Origin of the sequence: Micromonospora sp. NPDC047620 (assembly GCF_043205005.1) — a bacterium.
Classification (GTDB): domain Bacteria; phylum Actinomycetota; class Actinomycetes; order Mycobacteriales; family Micromonosporaceae; genus Micromonospora.
This window is the reverse complement of sequence record NZ_JBIDDG010000056.1, coordinates 1-19,879: the sequence shown is the minus strand read 5'-3', so window position 1 is coordinate 19,879 and position 19,879 is coordinate 1. Positions and strand designations below refer to the sequence as shown.

Below are 19,879 nucleotides of genomic sequence, written 5' to 3'. Positions count from 1 at the left end.
GCCACCACCGCCGCCGCGTCCTCAAGGGCCAACGCCCCGGCAACGTACGCGGCCGCGATCTCACCCTGGGAGTGCCCGACCACCGCCGACGGGCGGACACCGTACGACTCCCACAGCGCCGCCAACGACACACCCACCGCGAACAAAGCCGGCTGGACGACGTCGACCCGCTCCAACGACGGCGCGCCCGGCACACCACGCACCACATCGATCAGAGACCAGTCCACGTACGGGCGCAACGCCTCCGCACAGGCCCCCAGCTTCTCGGCGAAGACGGGAGCGGTGTCGAGGAGTTCGGCGGCCATGCCCACCCACTGCGAGCCCTGACCGGGGAAGACGAAAGCGACCTCACCCGCAGTGCCGGCGACCCCGGCAACGACCTGCGACGCCGGCCGGCCGTCGGCGAGCGCGTCCAACGCGCCGGTCAACTCGTCCCGCTCGGCGGCGAAGACCACCGCCCGGTGGTCGAGGGGCGACCGGGAGACCACCGAGGTCCAGGCGACGTCGACGGGGCTCAGGTCGGGGCCACCGGCGACGTACCCGGACCAGAGCTCGGCCTGGCGGCGCAGCGCGGCGCGGGTGCGGCCGGTGAGCAGCACGGGCGCGGGAGCGGGAAGGTCCGGCCGCTCGGCGTCGGCGGGGGCCTCCTCGGGTTGTTCGAGGATGAGGTGGGTGTTGGTGCCGCTCATCCCGAACGAGGAGACGGCGGCCCGGCGGGGCCGGTCCACCGCCGGCCACGGCGTCGGTTCGGTGACCAGGGCGACCGCGCCGGCGGTCCAGTCGACGTGCGGGGTGGGCTCGTCGACGTGCAGGGTGGGCGGCAGCACGCCGTGCCGCATGGCCAGGACCATCTTGATGATCCCGGCGATCCCGGAAGCGGCCTGGGTGTGCCCGATGTTGGACTTGATCGACCCGAGCAGCAGCGGGGCGCCGTCGCCCCGGTCCTGCCCGTACGTGGCGAGCAGGGCCTGCGCCTCGATCGGGTCGCCGAGGGTGGTGCCCGTACCGTGCGCCTCGACGGCGTCGATCAGGTCGGGGGTGAGCTTCGCGCTGGCCAGCGCCTGTCGGATGACCCGCTGCTGGGCTGGCCCGTTGGGAGCGGTGAGGCCGTTGCTGGCACCGTCCTGGTTGACCGCGGAGCTGCGGATGATCCCGAGCACCGGGTGACCGTTGCGGCGGGCGTCGCTGAGCCGTTCGAGCAGCAGCACGCCGACGCCCTCGGACCAGCCGGTGCCGTCGGCGGACGCGGCGAACGACTTGCACCGGCCGTCGGCGGCGAGGCCGCGCTGCCGGGAGAACTCGAGGAACGCGCCGGGGGTGGCCATGACGGTGGCCCCGCCGGCGAGGGCCAGGCCGCACTCGCGTTCACGCAGAGCCTGGCAGGCCAGGTGGACGGCGACGGACGACGACGAGCAGGCGGTGTCCACGGTGACCGCGGGGCCTTCGAGCCCGAACGTGTACGCGAGCCGGCCGGAGACGACGCTGGCGGCGGTGCCGGTGAGCACGTACCCCTCGACGCCGGGGGCGCGGTGCATGACGGCGGCGTAGTCCTGGCCGGAGGTGCCCATGAAGACGCCGGTGCGGCTACCCCGCAGCGACAGCGGCGCGATGCCGGCCCGCTCGAACAGCTCCCAGCTGGTTTCCAGCAGCAGCCGCTGCTGGGGGTCCATGGCGACGGCCTCGCGGGGCGAGACGCCGAACAGGGCTGCGTCGAAGTGCCCGGCGTCGGACAGGAACCCGCCGGACGCGGTGTACGAGGTGCCGGGGTTGTCCGGATCGGCATGGTGCAGCCGGTCGAGGTCCCAGCCCCGGTCGGCGGGGAAGTCGCCGATGGCGTCCCCGCCGGCCGAGACGAGCCGCCACAGCTCCTCCGGCGAGCTGATGCCGCCGGGGTAGCGGCAGCTCATGGCCACGATGGCCACCGGCTCCGACTCCTCGGCGGTGACCTCGCGGAGCCGCTGGCGGGTCTGGTGCAGCTCGGCCATGACACGCGTCAGGTACTCACGGAGCCGCTCTTCGTCCGACATGGTCGGTCCCGAGCCCTCGTTCTCCACCGGCACGTTCGCCATGGTTGGTCTCACTTCCTCGTTCATTACCGGTAGGTGACGCGTGCCTCAGGAAAGCCCGAGGTCCCTGTCCAAAAGATCGAAAAGCTCCTGGTTGCTGGCCGTCCGCAGCCGGTCGGCCACGTCGGCGGCCTCGTCGGGCCGCCCGCCGGCGCCCCGCTCGGCGGCGCCGAGGCGCTCCAGCAGCCGGTGCAGCCGCATGGTGATCCGCACCCGGCCGATGTCGTCGGCCTCGCGCCCGGCGAGCGCCTCCTCCAGCCGGTCGAGCTCCTCGACGGTGGGCAGCGCCTCCACCGATGCCTCGCTGACCAGTTCGGCCCGCAGGTGCTCGGCGAGGGCCTGCGGGGTCGGGTAGTCGAACACCACCGAGCTGGCCGGGTTGAGGCCCGTGGCCTTCGCCAGCCGGCCGCGCAGCTCCACCGCGGTCAGCGAGTCGAAGCCGAGGTCCCGGAACGGCCGGTCGGCCTCCAGGGCGTACGGGCTGTCGTGGCCGATCACCTCGGCGGCGGCGGTACGGATCAGGTCGACCAGCAGCCGGTTCTGCTCGCCGGCGGTGAGGCCGGCGAGCCGCTTGCGCAGCCCGGCGAGCACCTCGTCGCCGTCCTCGTCGGCCGGGTCGGGGCCGGTACGCAGCGCCGCCACCTCGGGCAGGTCGCTGATCAGCGGCCGGGGCCGGGCGGAGGCGAAGACCGGGGCGAAGCGCGCCCAGTCGACGTCGGCGACGGTGAGCACCGCGCCGTCGCCCTCGACCGCGGCGCGCAGGGCGGCCATCGCCGGCTCCCGGTCGAGCAGGGTGACCCCGCGCCGGCTCATCGCCACGGCGAGGTCGTCGCTGATCATGCCGCCGCCGGCCCACGGCCCCCAGTTGACCGAGAGCACCCGGGCCCGGCCGGCGGGCCGGGACTGCGCCCAGGCGTCGAGGAAGGCGTTGCCGGCGGCGTACGCGCCGTGGTCGCCGACGCCCCAGGCCGCCGCGATGGAGGAGAAGTAGACGACCATCTCCAGGTCGTCCGGGTCGAGCAGCTCGTCGAGGTGGCGGGCGCCGGCGGTCTTGCCGGAGACCACGTCGGCGAGCTCGTCGGCGGTGACCACGGCGACCGGGTTGAGACGTCCGACGCCGGCGGCGTGCACCACGGCGCGCACGGTCTCGCCGTCGCGGCGCAGCCCGTCGACCAGGATCGCGACGGCGTCCCGGTCGGCGAGGTCGCAGGCGAGAACGGTGGCCTGCGCGCCCAGGTCGGCCAGCTCGGCGACGGTGTCGGCGACGCCCGGGGCGTCCGCACCGCGCCGGCTGACCAGGATCAGCCGCCGGGTGCCGTGCCGGGCCAGCCACGTCGCGGCGTACCGGCCGATGGCGCCGGTGCCGCCGGTGATGAGCACGGTGTCCGGCGGCTGCCAGGCCGGGGCGTCGGACGCCTCGGCGCGGGCCGCCCGGGCCAGCCGCCGCAGGTGCGTGCCCAGGGGGCGGACGGCGAGCTGGTCCTCGGCGTCGGTGTTGGTCAGCGCCCGCAGCAGGTGCTCCCCGGCGGTGGCGTCCAGCTCGGCCGGCAGGTCGAGCAGGCCGCCCCAGTGCGCGGGGTGCTCCAGGGCGGTGACCAGGCCGAGGCCCCAGGTGGTGGCCTGGGCGGGGTGGGCGATGGGGTCGCCGGGGCCGGTGCTGACGGCCTGCCGGGTGAGCAGCCACAGCGGCCCGGCCGGGGCGCCGTCGGTGACGGCCTGGATGAGGGCGAGGTTGCCGGTGAGCCCGGCGGGCACGTTCGGGTGGTCGGGGTGGGCGCGCTCGTCCAGGGCGAGCAGCGAGACGATCCGGGTGGGTGGGCCGGCGGGCAGCAGCCCGGCCAGCTCGGCCCGGGTGACGGCCGCGGGGTCGACCGCGATGGTCCGTACGTCGCCGCCGTGCGCGCCGATCAGCTCGGCGATCCGGTCCGCCGTCTCCGCCGCCGCGCCCGCCGGGACGACCAGCAGCCAGTCCCCCGTGGCGTCGCCGGCGGTGAGCCGCCGCTGCGGCCAGGTGATCCGGTAGCGCCAGCCGTTGACCAGCTCGTCGGTCTGCCGCCGCCGGTGCCACTCGGCGAGGGTGGGCAGCTGGGCCCGCAGCGGCTGGTCGGGGTCGACGCCGAACCGGGCGGCCAGCCCGTCACCGTCGCCCGCCGCCACGGCCTGCCAGAAGGCGTCGTCGGCGGGGCCCGCCATGGCGGCGGCCCGCTCGCCGGCGGCGACCACGTCGCCGTCGCCGACGGGCCAGAACCGCCGGTGCCGGAACGCGTACGTGGGCAGCTCGACCGGGTCGGCGGCCGGCAGCAGCGCCGCCCAGTCGACGCGTACGCCGTGGCAGTGCAGCCGGGCCAGCGCGCCGAGCAGGGCGGCCACCTCTCCCCGGCCTCGGCGCTGCGTCCCGGTGACGAGCGGGCCGTCGTCGGGCAGCGCGTCGGCGGCCAGGGCGGTGAGCACGGTGTCGGGGCCGACCTCCAGCAGGGTGCCCACCCCGAGGTCGCGCAGGTGGGTGACTGTGTCGGCGAACCGGACCGCCTCCCGCACGTGCCGCACCCAGTAGTCCGGGGTGCAGACCAGCTCAGGGTCGGCGACCCGGCCGGTCAGGTTGGACACCAGCGGCACGGTCGGCGGGGCGTAGTCGCAGGTGGCGGCGACGGCGGCGAACTCGGCCAGCATCGGCTCCATCAGCGGGCTGTGGAACGCGTGACTGACGTTGAGCCGCTTGACGCGTACGCCGAGCGCGGTGAAGTGCTCGGCCAGCTCGGTGAGCGCGTCGCCGTCGCCCGAGACCACCACGGCGGCCGGGCCGTTGACGGCGGCGACGGCGACCCGGTCGACGTACGGCGCGAGGGTGTCGGTGACCTCGGCCTCGCCGGCGGCGACGGCGAGCATCCCGCCGCCGGCCGGGAGGGCCTGCATGAGCCGGCCCCGGTGGCCCACCAGGGCGCAGGCGTCCGGCAGGGTGAGCACCCCGGCCACGTGCGCGGCGGCGATCTCGCCGACGGAGTGCCCGGCGACCAGGTCGGGGCGGACGCCCCAGCCCGCCAGCAGCCGGTGCAGGGCCACCTCGACGGCGAACAGCCCGGCCTGGGTGAAGACGGTCTGGTCCAGCAGCGCGGCCTCGGCGCTGCCGTCGGCGGCGAACAGCACCGTCTTGAGCGGCCGGGGCAGGTGGGCGTCGAGGTGCTGACAGACCTCGTCGAGTGCCTCGGCGAAGGCGGGGAACGTCTCGTACAGCTCCCGGCCCATTCCCGCGTGCTGCGCGCCCTGCCCGGAGAAGAGCACGGCGACGGTGCCGCCGGACGCGGCGACGTCCCGGGTGAGGCTCGGGTGGGTCTGCCCGGCGGCGAGCGCCCGCAGCCCGGCCACGTACGCGTCCCGGTCGGCCGCGAGGAGCACCGCGCGGTGCCGCAGGTGGGACCGGCCGGTGGCCAGGGCCCGGGCGACGGCCGCGTCGGCGGCGGGCTCGGTGGACGCCCACTCGGCGAGCCGGGCCGCCTGGGCGCGCAGCGCGTCCTCGTCGGCGCCGGAGACCGCCCAGGGCAGCAGCGGCGGCGCCGGGGGCCGCGCGGCGTCGGTCCGTGGCGCGTCGTCCGTCTGCCGCGCGTCGTCCTCGGCCGGCGGGGCCTGTTCGAGGATGACGTGGGCGTTGGTGCCGCTGACCCCGAACGACGACACCGCGGCCCGGCGCGGCCGGTCCACGACCGGCCACGGCTGAGGCTCGGCGAGCAGCGCGACCGCGCCTTCGGACCAGTCGACCTGCGGGGTGGGCTCGTCGACGTGCAGGGTGGGCGGCAGCAGGTCGTGCCGCATCGCCAGCACCATCTTGATCACGCCGGCGACGCCCGCCGCCGCCTGGGTGTGGCCGATGTTCGACTTGATCGACCCGAGCCACAGCGGCCGGTCGGTGGGCCGGTCCTGCCCGTACGTGGCGAGCAGGGCCTGCGCCTCGATCGGGTCGCCGAGGCGGGTGCCGGTGCCGTGGCCGTCGACGACGTCCACGTCGGCCGGGGAGAGCCGGGCGTTGGCCAGGGCCTGCCGGATGACCCGCTGCTGGGCGGGCCCGTTCGGGGCGGTGAGGCCGTTGGAAGCGCCGTCCTGGTTGGTCGCGGAGCCGCGCACCACGGCGAGCACGCGCCGGCCGTCGCGCCGGGCGTCGGAGAGACGTTGCAGGAGCAGCAGGCCGACGCCCTCGCCCCAGCCGGTGCCGTCCGCGCCGGCCGCGAACGCCTTGACCCGCCCGTCGGCGGCGAGACCGCGCTGCCGGGAGAACTCCAGGAACGCGCCCGGCGTCGACATCACCGTGACACCGCCGGCCAGCGCGAGATCACACTCGCCGGAACGCAGCGCCTGCGCGGCCAGATGCAGCGCGACCAGCGACGACGAGCACGCCGTGTCCACGGTGACCGCGGGGCCCTGCAGGCCGAACGTGTAGGACAGCCGGCCGGAGACGACCGCCGCGGTGTTGCCCGTCGCCTGGAAGCCCTCGGTCTCGGCCCGCGCGGCCATCAGCAGGGTGGCGTAGTCCTGCCCGTTGGTGCCGACGAAGACGCCGGTGCTGGTCTCCCGCATGTCCGCGGGGGCGATGCCGGCGCGCTCGAACAGCTCCCACCCGGTCTCCAGCAGCAGCCGCTGCTGCGGGTCCATCACCAGGGCCTCGCGGGGCGAGACGCCGAACAGGCCCGGGTCGAAGCCGCCGACATCGGCGACGAAGCCGCCCTCGCGGACGTACGAGGTGCCTGGGGTGTCGGGGTCGGGGGCGTAGATGGCTTCGAGGTCCCAGCCCCGGTCGGCGGGGAACGGGGCGATGGCGTCGCGGCCCTCGGCCACCAGCCGCCACAGATCCTCGGGGCTCGCCACCCCTCCTGGGTAGCGGCAGCTCATGGCGACGATGGCGATCGGCTCGTCCAGCGCGGCGACGGCCTGCGTGGGGGCGGCCGTCTCGTCGGTCACGCCGAGGATCCGGTCGGCCAGCCAGCCGGCAAGCAGGGACGGGTTTGGCCGGTCGAAGACCAGCGTGGCGGGCAGCCGCAGCCCGACCGCCTCGCCCAGCCGGTTGCGCATCTCCACTGCGCTGAGCGAGTCGAAGCCGATCTCGCGGAACGGCCGGTCCACGCCGATCGCCTCGGCGGAGGCGTGACCGAGCACCGCCGCGGCGTGCATCCGGACCAGCTCCAGCAGCGTACGGCGGCGCTCCGGCTCGGCCAGGCCGGCGAGCCGGCCGCGCAGGGGGGACGCCTCGGCCGGCTCGTCGTGGTCGCGGGCACGGGCGGCGGCGATGATCCGGGCGACCTCGGGAACGTCCTCGATCAGCGGCCGGGGGCGGGCCATCGCGTAGGTCTGGTGGAACCGGTCCCAGGCGATGTCGGCCACGGTGAGGGTCGCCTCGCCGTGGGCGAGGGCCTGGGCGAGCACGGCGACGGCCAGTTCGGGGCGCATCGGCCGGACGCCGGAGCGGAACATGTGGTCGGCGGCGCCCTCGGTCTCCACCATGCCGCCGCCGTCCCAGGCGCCCCAGGCCACGGCGGTGGCCGCGAGGCCCCGGCGACGCCGGTCCTCGGCGAGCGCGTCGAGGAACGCGTTGCCGGCGGCGTAGCTGCCCTGCAGGCCGCCGCCCCAGACGCCCGCCCCGGAGGAGAACAGGACGAACGCGCCCAGGTCGCCGCCGAAGGTCTCGTCGAGGTTGACCGCGCCGGCAACCTTCGCGTGCAGGCCGTCGGCGAGATCGGCCAGGTCGGTGCCGGCGAGCGGGCCCGCGAGGGCGACCCCGGCGGCGTGGAAGACCGCGTCGATCCGGACGCCCTGCCCGGCGAGCCGGTCGACGAGGCCCCGCAGCGAGTCGAGGTCGGCCACGTCGCAGGCCGCCACCGTGACGGTCGCGCCGAGCGCGGTCAGCTCCGCCTCCAGCTCGGCCGCACCGGCCGCCGCCGGGCCCTGCCGGCTGGTCAGCACCAGGTGGGACGCGCCGCTGCGGGCAAGCCAGCGGGCCACGTGCGCGCCGAGCGAGCCGAGGCCGCCGGTGACCAGGACGGTGCCGGCGGGCCGCCAGCCGGTGACCGCCGGCGGGGTGTCCGTGCCGGCGCGGACGAGCCGGCGGGCGAACAGGCCGGAGGGGCGGACAGCGATCTGGTCCTCGTGCCCGACCCCGGCGAGGACGGCGCCGAGCCGGCCCCGCGAGCTGCGGTCCAGGGCGGCCGGCAGGTCGACCAGGCCGCCCCATCGCTCGGGGTGTTCCAGGGCGGCCACGCGGCCGAGGCCCCAGACCGGGGCCTGCCGGGGGTGGTCGAGCGGGTCGGCGCGACCGGTGGAGACGGCTCCGCTGGTGGCGCACCACAGCGGGGCGGTGATCCCGAGGTCGCCGAGGGCCTGCACCAGGGCGAGCGTGCCGGCCAGCCCGGCGGGCACCACCGGGCGGTCCGGGTGGCCGGTCTCGTCGAGGGCGAGCAGGGAGAGCACGCCGGTGACGGCGTCGGTGGCGAGGTGGGCGAGCTGCCCGGCCAGCGCCGCGCGGTCCGGGTCGGCGGCGGTCACCGGGACGACGTCGGCCCCGGCCTCGCCGAGGGCCTGGGCGACCTGCCCGACCAGCGGGTGGCCGGCGTACGCGGCGGGCGCCACGAGCAGCCAGGTCCCGCCCAGCCGGGCCGAGGACGCGGCGGTGCGGGGCTTCCAGTGCACCCGGTAGCGCCAGGCGTCCACCGTGGACTCGTCGCGGCGCCGCTGCCGCCACCCGGAGAGCACCGGCAGCGCCTCGCCGAGCGTCCGCGCCGCGGTCCCGTCGATGCGCATGGCGGCGGCGAGGGCGTCCGCGTCGGCCCGCTCCACGGCGTCCCAGAACTGGCGCTCGGCCGGGTCCTCCACCGTGGACGCCGGGCCGGTGCGCAGCGGCGCCTCGGGCCAGTACCGCTGCCGGTGGAAGGCGTACGTCGGCAGCGGCACGGCCGGTCCGGTACGCACGCCGCAGACGGCGTTCCAGTCGGCGTCGACGCCGCGTACGTGCAGTTCGGCGAGGGCGGTGAGCATCCGGGGCCAACCGCCCTCGCCGTGGCGCAGGGTCTCCACCACGGCCGCCTCGTGCTCGCCGGCGTCGATCGTCTCCCGCATCCCGGAGCTGAGCACCGGGTGCGGGCCGACCTCCAGGAAGACCTGGTGGCCGTCGGCGAGCAGACTGCGTACGGCCCGCTCGACGTCCACCGTCTCCCGCAGGTTGCGGTGCCAGTAGTGGGCGTCGAGGGTGGTGGTGTCGGTCTGCCGGCCGGTCAGCGCGGAGTAGAAGGGCAACTCGGCGGGGCGGGCGGTGATCCCGTCGAGGGCGCTCAGGAACCGGTCGGCGACAGCCTCGATCTGCGTGGAGTGGAGGGCGCCCTCGACGTGGAAGGCGTCGACCGTCCCGCCCTCGCCGGCGTGGTCGACCAGCGCCTGGCTGCGCAGGGCCACGATCCGGGCGGCGTCCTCCAGGGAGAGGGCGCCGGCCACGCAGGCGGCGGCGATCTCCCCCTGGGAGTGCCCGACCACCGCGGCCGGCCGTACGCCGAGCGAGCGCCACAGCCGGGCCAGGGAGACCGTCACCGCCCAGAGGGCAGGCTCCAGCACGCCGGACGCGGCCAGCGGCGGGGCGCCCTCGGCGCCGCGCAGCACGTCGGTCAGCGACCAGTCGACCCAGGGCGCGAGGACGGCCTCGCACTCGGCCATCGACGCGGCGTAGACCGGGGAGCTGTCCAGCAACTCCACCGCCATGCCGGGCCACGGCGAGCCGTGGCCGGAGAAGACGAAGACGGGGGCGGTGTCGCGCAGGGCCGTACCGGTCACCACGGCGGGGACGGCCTGGCCGTCGGCGAGCGCGGTGAGGCCCCGGGTCAGCTCGGCCTGGTGCCGGCCGAGCACCACGGCCCGGTGCGGGAACGACGCCCGCGTGGTCGCCAGGGCGTACGCCACCTCGTCCGGCTGGATCTCGGGGTGCGCGGCGAGGTGCGACCGCAACCGGACGGCCTGCTCCCGCAGGGCGGTCCGGTCCGCGGCGGACAGCACGAGCGGGACGAGCCCGGCGTCGGCGGCGGGGCCGGGCTGGGACTCCGCCACGACCGTGGGCTCGGGGGCCTGCTCCAACACCACGTGGGCGTTGGTGCCGGAGATGCCGAAGGACGACACGGCGGCCCGGCGCGGCCGGTCGACGGCCGGCCACGGGGTCGCCTCGGTGGCGAGCGCGACGGCCCCGGCCGCCCAGTCGATGTGTGGGGACGGCTCGTCCACGTGCAACGTCGGCGGGACGATCCCGTGCCGCATCGCGAGGACCATCTTGATCACACCGGCCACGCCGGCGGCGGCCTGCGTGTGCCCGATGTTCGACTTGACCGACCCCAGCAGCAACGGCCGCTCGGCGGGCCGGTCCTGGCCGTACGTCGCCAGCAGCGCCTGCGCCTCGATCGGGTCGCCCAGCGTGGTGCCGGTGCCGTGCGCCTCCACGGCGTCGACGTCGACCGTGGTCAGGCGCGCGTTGGCCAGCGCCTGCCGGATCACCCGCTGCTGCGACGGCCCGTTCGGGGCGGTCAACCCGTTGGACGCGCCGTCCTGGTTCACGGCGGTGCCGCGCACGACCGCCAGGATGCGCTGGCCTTCCCGCTGGGCGTCGGAGAGCCGCTGCACGAGCAGTACGCCCGCGCCCTCCGCCCAGCCGGTGCCGTCGGCGGCGGCGGCGAACGACTTGCACCGCCCGTCCTGCGACAGCGCGCGCTGCCGCGAGAACTCGATGAACGTGCCCGGGGTGGCCATCACGGTCACGCCGCCCGCGAGGGCCAGGTCACACTCCCCCGACCGCAGCGCCTGCGCCGCGAGGTGCAGCGCGACCAGCGACGACGAGCAGGCGGTGTCGACCGTGACCGCCGGCCCTTCCAGCCCGAACGTGTACGCCACCCGGCCGGACAGCACGCTGCCGGAGGTTCCGGTGCCGATGTAGCCCTCCACCTCGGCGGGTAGGTCCATCAGACGGGACGCGTAGTCGTGGTACATGACGCCCGCGAACACGCCCGTCCGGCTGCCCCGAAGCCGGTGCGGGTCGAGGCCCCCCGACTCGAACGCCTCCCACGAGGTCTCCAGCAGCAGCCGCTGCTGCGGGTCCATCGCCAGCGCCTCCCGCGGCGAGATCCCGAAGAAGCCCGGGTCGAACTCGGCGGCCCCGTACAGGAATCCGCCCTGCCGGGTGTACGACGTGCCGCTGCTGTTCGGGTCCGGGTCGAACAGTGAGTCCAGGTCCCACCCCCGGTCGGCCGGGAACTCGCCGATCCCGTCCCCGGCCGTGGCCAGCAACTCCCACAGCTGGTCGGGGCTGTCGACCCCGCCGGGGTAGCGGCAGGCCATGCCGACGATCGCGATGGGCTCGCCGAGGCCGGTGCCCGTGGCCGCCTCGGCGGCTGGGACCGTGGCCGCCCGGCCGCCGGCCAGCTCGGCGTAGACCTGGCCGGCGAGGATCCGCGCGGTCGGGTAGTCGAACACCAGCGTCGACGGCAGCCGCAGCCCCGTCGCCGCGTTGATCCGGTTGCGCAGGTCCACCGCGGTCAGCGAGTCGAAGCCCAGTTCCCGGAACGCCCGGTCCCCCGGCACCGCCTCGGCGGCGCCGTGCCCGAGGACCTGGGCGACCAGGCCGCGGACGAGGGCGTCGACCTGCTCGCGGGCCTCCTGCGGGTCCAGTCCGGCCAGCCGGTCGGCCCAGTTGCCCCGGCCCGCCTGCCGGCGGGCGTTGACCCCGCCCAGCAGCACCCGCAGCAGCGACGGCACCCGGCCGGCGACGACCTGCGCCCGCATCGCCGCCACGTCGATGACGGCCGGTACGAGCACGGGCCGGTCCGCGACCAGGGCGGCGTCGAACAGCTCCAGGCCCGTGTCGGTGCCCATCCCGGTGATGCCGGCCCGGGTCGACCGGGCGCGGTCGGCGTCGCTCACCGACGCGGCCATGCCGGCGGTGTCCCACATGCCCCACGCCAGGCTGACCCCCGGCAGGCCGGCCTGCCGGCGGTGCACCGCCAGCGCGTCGAGGAACGCGTTCCCCGCCGCGTACGCGGCCTGTCCCGGGGAGCCCAGCACGCCCGCCGCGGAGGAGAACAGCACGAACAGGTCCAGGTCCAGGCCGAGCGTCGCCTCGTGCAGCCACCAGCCGGCGGCGGCCTTCGGGGCCAGCACGCCGGCCAGCCGCTCCGGGCTGATCGCCGAGACCACGCCGTCGTCGAGCACGCCTGCGGTGTGCACCACACCGGCCAGCCGGCCGCTGACGCCGGCGACGAGCGCCGCCACCTGGTCGCGGTCGGTGACGTCGGCGGCGACGACGTCGACCCGGGCACCGAGGCCGGTGAGCCGCTCCGTCAGCGCCTCCGCGCCGGGGGCGGCCGGGCCCCGCCGGGACACCAGCAGCAGCGACCGCGCCCCGTAGGCCGTGACCAGGTGCTCCGCCACGACGGCCGCCAGCGCCCCCGTGCCGCCGGTGACTAGGACCGTGCCGTCGCCGAGGGCCGGCGTGTCCCCCTCGGTGGGGAGCGTGGCGCGGGCGAGGCGGGGGGTCAGGACCGCGTCGGCACGCAGCGCCACCTGCCCGCCGGTGGCGGGCAGGTCGTCGGCGACGCCGGCCAGCACGGCGAGGGTGGCGGCGTCCGGGTCCCGGTCGAGGTCGGCCAGCACCAGGCGCTCCGGGTGCTCGGACTGCGCCGAGCGGAGCAGGCCCCACACGGCGGCGCCGGGCAGGTCGGCGACCTGGTCGACGTCGCGGGCCGCCACGGCGCCCCGGGTCAGCACCACCAGTCGGGAGTCGGCCAGGGCGTCGGCGGCGAGCCACGCCTGCACCACCCCGAGCACGTCCGTGGCCACCGCCCGGACCAACCCTGGCACGTCCGTGCCGGACGGGGTGGGCACCGGCAGCACGAGGATCCGCGGCGGTTCCGCACCCGTTCCGGCCGCGGCGGCCAGCACCGCCGCCACGTCGGCGAACGCGGGCAGGCCGGCGTGGTTCGGCTGGTCCGGGCCGGCGAGCAACGCCCAGCCGGACAGGTCCTCGACCGCCGTGACCTCCTCGGCCTGCCAGACCACCTCGAACATCGACCGGGCCGCCGCGCCCGGGGCGGTCACGCCGGTCATCTCCCGCAGGACCAGGGAGTCCACCGACACGACCGGCGCGCCCGTGGCGTCGGCGGCGACCAGTCGCACCGTCGAGCCGTCGCGGGACAGCCGCACCCGCAGCGCCGACGCGCCGGACGCGTGCACCTGGACGCCCTCGAACGCGAACGGCACCCGGGGGCCGTCGCCCGCACCGGCGAGCAGCAGCCCGACGGGGTGCAGGGCGGCGTCCAGCAGCGCCGGGTGCACCCCGAAGGCGCCGGCGGCGTCCGCCACGTCCTCCGGCAGGGCCACCTCGGCGTACACCTCGCCGTCGCCGGTCCACAGCCGGCGCAGGCCCCGGAACGCCGGCCCGTACGCGAGGCCACGCCCGGCCAGCGCGTCGTACCAGTCGTCGAGCCGCACCTCGCTCGCGGCGGCGGGCGGCCACGCCCCCAGGCCGGGTTCCTCGGCGGCGGCGGGTTCCAGTACGCCCTCGGCGTGCCGCACCCAGCCGGCGTCCGGGTCCTCCTCGGACTGGGCGTGCACGGTCACCGCTCGGGCGCCGGCGTCGTCGGCCGGGCCGACGCGCACCTGCACCCGCATCCCCCCGGTCGGGGGCAGCGTCAGCGGCGCGGCGACGGTCAACTCCCGTACGCGGGAGGCGCCGATCTCGTCGCCGGCCCGCACCACCAGCTCGACCAGCGCCGTGCCGGGCACCACCACGACGCCGGAGACCGCGTGGTCGGCCAGCCACGGGTGGGTGGCCAGCGACAGCCGGCCGGTGAGCAGCACCATGTCCTCGCCGGCGACGGAGACCGCCGCGCCGAGCAGCGGGTGCCCGGCCGCGCCGAGTCCGGCGCCGGAGACGTCGGCGAGCCGGCCGACCGGCTCCAGCCAGTACCGCTCGTGCTCGAACGCGTACGTGGGCAGGTCCACCCGGCGGGCGCCGGTGTCGGCGAGCAGCGCGTCCCAGTCGACGGCGAGGCCGTCGGCGTGCAGCCGGGCAAGCCCCTCCAGCACGGCGCGGGGCTCCGGCCGGTCCTTGCGGACCAGCGGCACCAGCACCGCCGCCGGGTCGGTGAGGCAGCTCTGGGCCATGGCCGTGAGCACTCCGCTGGGCCCCAGCTCGACGTACGTGCCGACGCCGGCCTCGGCGAGCCGCTGGACGGTGTCGGCGAAGCGCACGGCCTCCCGGACGTGCCGCACCCAGTAGCCCGGGCTGCACAGCTGCTCCGGCTCGGCGATCCGGCCGGTCACGTTCGACACGATCGGCACGGTGGGCGGGCGGAACGTCAGGCCCTCGGCGACCGCCGCGAACTCGGCGAGCATGGGCTCCATCAGCGCGCTGTGGAAGGCGTGGCTGACCCGCAGCCGGTGGGTGGGCGTACCGCGGTCGGCCCAGAGGGCGGCCAGCTCGTCGATGGTCTGCGCGTCGCCGGAGACGACGACGGAGGTGGGCCCGTTGACGGCGGCGATGTCGACGCGGCCGGTCACGCCGGACAGCGACTGGGCCACCGACGCCTCGTCGGCGGCGACGGCGAGCATCGCCCCGCCGGCCGGCAGGGCCTGCATGAGCCGGCCCCGGGCGGCGACCAGCGCGGCCGCGTCCGCGAGGGAGAGCACCCCGGCGACGTGTGCGGCGGCCAGTTCGCCGATCGAGTGGCCGACCAGGAAGTCGGGAACGACGCCGAACGACCCGGCGAGGCGGGCCAGGGCCACCTCGACGGCGAACAGGCCGGCCTGGGTGAACACCGTCTGGTGCAGCAGCTCCGCGTCCGCGGTGCCGTCCTCGGCGAACATCACCTCCCGCAGCGGCCGCGGCAGGTGCGGGTCGAGCTGGGCGCAGACCTCGTCGAGTGCGGCGGCGAAGACCGGGTACGCCTCGGCGAGCTGCCGGCCCATGCCGGCCCGCTGGGCGCCCTGGCCGGAGAAGAGGAACGCGACCCGGCCACGGGAGGTGGCCGCGCCGGTGATCACCGAGGGTGCCGGCTCGCCGTCGGCGAGGGCACACAGTCCGGCGAGCAGGTCGGCGCGGTCGGCGGCGAGCACGACGGCCCGCCGGTCGAGCCCGGCCCGGCTGAGCGAGGACGCGGCGACGTCGACGGGCCGGGCCGAGGAGTCGGTGGCGAGGTGGTCGGCCCAGCGGCGGGCCTGCGCGGCGAGGGACCGGGGGCTGCGCGCGGACAGGAGCACCGGGACCAGCGGCGGCGGCGCCGCCTGCCCCGCCGGCGCCGGCTCCTCGGCGGCGGGGGCCTGTTCGACGATGACGTGGGCGTTGGTGCCGCTGACGCCGAACGACGACACGCCCGCCCGCCGCGCCCGCTGCTTCTCCGGCCAGGGCCGGGCCTCGGTCAGCAGCTCGACGGCGCCGGCCGACCAGTCGACGTGCGGGGTGGGCTCGTCGACGTGCAGGGTGCGCGGCAGGACGCCGTGCCGCATCGCCATGACCATCTTGATGATGCCGGCGGCCCCGGCCGCGGCCTGGGTGTGACCGAGGTTGGACTTCACCGAGCCGAGCCACATCGGCTCCCCGTCGGCGCGGTCCTGCCCGTACGTGGCCAGCAGCGCCTGCGCCTCGATCGGGTCGCCCAGGGTGGTGCCCGTACCGTGCGCCTCGACCACGTCCACGTCGGCCGGGGAGAGCCGGGCGTTTGCCAGGGCCTGCCGGATGACCCGCTCCTGGCTGGGGCCGTTCGGGGTGGTCAGGCCGCTGCTCGCCCCGTCCTGGTTGACGGCGCTGCCCCGGATCACCGCGTAGATCCGCCGGCCGTCGCGTTGCGCGTCCGACAGCCGCTGGAGCAGCAGCACGCCGACGCCCTCGGCCCAGCCGGTGCCGTCGGCGGCGGCGGCGAACGACTTGCACCGCCCGTCGCCGGAGAGCCCGCGCTGCCGGGAGAACTCGGCGAAGACGCCGGGGGTGGACAGCACGGTCACGCCGCCGGCCAGGGCGAGGTCGCAGTCGCGCTGACGCAGCGCCTGCACGGCCAGGTGCACGGCGACCAGCGACGACGAGCAGGCGGTGTCGACGGTGACGGCCGGCCCTTCGAGGCCGTACGTGTACGCCACCCGGCCGGACACCACGCTCCCGGAGTTGCCGGTGCCCAGGTAGCCCTCCACGCCGTCGGGCAGGTCCACCACCCGGGAGGCGTAGTCGTGGTACATCACCCCGGCGAACACCCCGGTGCGGCTGCCGCGCAGCCGCTGCGGGTCCAGGCCGGCGGACTCGAACGCCTCCCAGGAGCTCTCCAGCAGCAGCCGCTGCTGCGGGTCCATGGCCAGGGCCTCACGGGGCGAGATGCCGAAGAAGGCCGGGTCGAACTCGGTGGCCTCGTAGAGGAAGCCGCCCCTGTCGGTGTACGAGGTGCCCGGGTTGTCCGGGTCGACGTGGAACAGCCGCTCCAGGTCCCAGCCCCGGTCGGTCGGGAAGTCCCCCACCCCGTCCCGGCCGTCGGCGACCAGTCGCCACAGCTCGTCCGGGCTCGTGACGCCGCCCGGGTAGCGGCAGGCCATGCCGACGATGGCCATCGGCTCGCGGTCCTTCGCCTCCACCTCGCGCACGCGCCGCCGTGCCTCGCGCAGGTCGGCCGTGGCACGCCGGAGGTAGTCGAGGAACTCTTCCTCAGTGGGCATCGGGCCACTCCGTATCGGGGTCAGAGGTCCGGGACATGCGCTCAGGCCGTGCCGAGCTCGTCGTCGAGGAGGCTGAACAGCTCCTCCGCGCTGGCGGAGCTGAGGTTGCCGTCGCCCGCGGCGGCGTCGTCGACGTCGGCCTCGGCGTACGTCCAGAGCGAGAGCAGCTCGCGCAGCCGGGCGGCGACGGCGGTCCGATCGGTGTCGTCGGCGGCGACCGCGCGCATGGTGGTCTCCAGCTTGTTCAGCTCGCCGAGCACCGACAGCGCGGAGGTGGTCCGCTCGGCGAGCAGCGACCCGCGCAGGTGGGCGACGATGGCCGCGGTGGTCGGCCGGTCGTAGATCAGGGTGGACGGCAGGCGCAGCCCGGTGGCGACACTGAGCCGGTTGCGGAACTCCACCGCGGTCAGCGAGTCGAAGCCCAGTTCGACGAAGCCCTTCTCCTCGTCGATGTCGCGCATCGAGGAGTAGCCGAGCACCGCGGCCGCGTGGGTGCGGACCAGGTCGGACAGCACCCGGTCCCGCTCCCCCTCGGGGGTGGCGGCGAGGGTGTCCGCCAGCGCCGCCGCCGCGTCCGCTGCCGACGTCGCCGCCGCCGGTGCCCCGACGGTCGGGCGGACCAGGCCGTGCAGCAGCCGGGGCAGCGCCGGGCCGAGCCGGCCGAACACCCCGTGGTCCAGGCTCACCGGTACGACCACCGCGTCGCCGAGGCGCAGTCCCTCGCTGAACAGCTCCATGCCCTCGTCCGCGTCGAGGGGGTGGAAGCCGGCGCGGCTCATCCGCTCCTCGTCCACGTGCCCCTGCGGCCCGCCGGGCTCGTCGGGGTTGGCCCACGGTCCCCACGCCATCGAGGTGACGGCCTGCCCGCTCGCCCGGCGGTGGTGGGCGAGGGCGTCGAGGAAGGCGTTCGCGGCGGCGTGGTTGGCCTGGCCGGGACCGCCGAACAGCCCGGCTGCGGAGGAGAAGAGCACGAACGCGGCCAGGTCCAGCTTCTCGGTCAGCTCGTGCAGGTGCCAGGCGGCGTCCACCTTCGGCCCGAGGACGGTGTCGAACCGGGCCGGGGTGAGTGCCGGCAGCACCCCGTCGTCGAGGATCCCGGCGGCGTGCACGACGCCGACCAGCGGTCGGTCGGCGGGGATCTCGTCGAGCAGCACGGCGAGGGCGTCCCGGTCGGTGACGTCGGCGGCGACGACCTGGGCGGTGGCGCCGAGCCCGGTCAGCTCCTCGACGAGCTCCGCCGCGCCCGGGGCGCCGAGGCCGCTGCGGCTGACCAGCAGCAGCCGGGGCACCGCGTGCCGGGTGACGAGGTGCCGGGCGACCAGCCGGCCGATCACACCGAAGGCGCCGGTGACCAGGACGGTGCCGGCGGACAGGTCCGGCGCCGGCCGGTCCTGCGGCGCCGGGCCGAGCCGGGTCAGCCGGGGCACCCGGAGCTGGCCGGCCCGGACGGCGAGCTGCGGCTCGCCGGTGGCCAGCGCCGCCGGCAGGGCCACCGCCGAGCGGGGGTCGTCGTCGAGGTCGAGCAGCACGAACCGGCCCGGGTTCTCCGACTGGGCGGAGCGCACCAGCCCCCACACCGTGGCCGCCGGCAGGTCGGCGGGCCGCTCGTCGCCGTCGACGCAGACCGCGCCCCGGGTGACGACGACGAGCGGGGCGTCCGCCAGCGGCTCCCGGGTGAGCCAGTCCTGCGCCAGCGCCAGCGTCTCGTGGCTGACCAGGTGCGCGGCCCGGGCCGGGCTCGGCTCGTCGGCACGCTTCCCCACGCGGGTGGCGAGCACCGCGTCGGGCACGGCCGCCCCGCGGGTCACGGCCTCGACCAGCTCGTCGAGGTCCCGGTACGCCTCCGTGCCCGGCCAACCGTCGGCGTCGCCGAGCACGGCGATCCGGGCGGGCCGGGCCGTCCCGGGCTCAGGGGCGATCCAGTCGAGCCGGTGCAGCGACCGGTTCGCCGCCCGGCGGGCCGCGTCGAGCTGGTCGGTGCTGACCGGCCGCAGGACGAGGGAGTCGAGGGACGCGACGGGCACGCCGGAGGTGTCCGTGACGGTCGCCGCCACCGACGCCTCGGTGACGGTGAGCCGGACCCGCAGCTCACGGGCCCGGGTGGGCTGGATCGCGACGTCCGTCCAGGAGAACGGCAGCCCGGTCTGCGCCGCGCTCGGCTGCGCCTCGGTGTCGACGCGGCCGAGGGCGCTGGCGCCGATGGCGTGCAGAGCGGCGTCGAGCAGCACCGGGTGCACCGAGAAGGCGGCGCTGTCGGTGGCCGCGTCGGCGTCCAGCGCCACCTCGGCGAGGATGTCACCGCCGCTGCGCCAGGCCGCGCGCAGGGCCTGGAAGACCGGGCCGTAGTGGTAGCCCTGCTCGGCGAGGTGCGGGTAGAGGGCGTCCAGCGCGATCGGTTCGGCGTCGGCGGGCGGCCAGGCGCCGGCCGGGGCCACCGTCACCGCCCGGGTGGGGGCGAGCAGGCCCCTGGCGTGCCGCTGCCACTGCCGGGCCTTCTCCGGCCGGTCGGTGCCGTCGTCGACGTACGAGTGGATGGCGACCGGGCGGCAGCCGTCGGCGTCGGCAGGGCCGACGCGGACCCGCAGGTCCACGCCGCCGGTCCGGGGGACGACGAGGGGCGCCTCCAGGACCAGCTCCGCCACGTGCGCGGTGTCGACGACGCGGCCGCTGGACGACGCCAGCTCCACCATGGCCGTGCCGGGCAGCAGGGCCGTGCCGAGCACGGCGTGGTCGGCCAGCCACGGGTGGGTGGCCAGCGAGATCCGACCGGTGAGCAGCAGGCCCTCGTCGCCGGGCAGGTCGGCCGCCGCGCTGAGCAGCGGGTGGTCCACCGCGTCGAGGCCGGCCGAGGGCAGCCCGGCCCGGCTGGCGCCGCCGCGTGCCAGCCAGTACCGGTCCCGCCCGAACGGGTACGTGGGCAGGTCGACGGTCGGTGCGGGCGTGAGGACCTTCGTCAGGTCGACGGGCAGGCCGATCGCGTGCGCGGTGGCCAGGTTCGTCAGCAGCCGGGTCGGGTCGTCGTCACCCCGCCGCAGGCTACCCAGCGTGTGCCCCGAGCTGCCCGTGTCGTCCAGGATCGCCGTCACCGGCATCGTCAACACCGGATGCGCGGA

The 19,879-nt window shown here is 76.6% G+C and carries 3 protein-coding genes; all 3 read right to left on the bottom strand.

Annotation, left to right across the window (positions count from 1 at the left end; translation table 11 throughout):
• Positions 1-2,069 (bottom strand): type I polyketide synthase (locus tag ACGF5C_RS33480; RefSeq protein ID WP_393308222.1); only part of this gene is annotated, 2,069 nt, incomplete at its 3' end.
• Between the two features lie 45 nt (positions 2,070-2,114).
• Complete coding sequence (locus tag ACGF5C_RS33475) at positions 2,115-16,781, bottom strand: type I polyketide synthase (RefSeq protein WP_393308220.1); 14,667 nt, start codon at positions 16,779-16,781, stop codon at positions 2,115-2,117.
• Between the two features lie 26 nt (positions 16,782-16,807).
• Positions 16,808-19,879: SDR family NAD(P)-dependent oxidoreductase (locus ACGF5C_RS33470; protein ID WP_393308218.1), on the bottom strand; the 3,072-nt coding region annotated here is incomplete at its 5' end.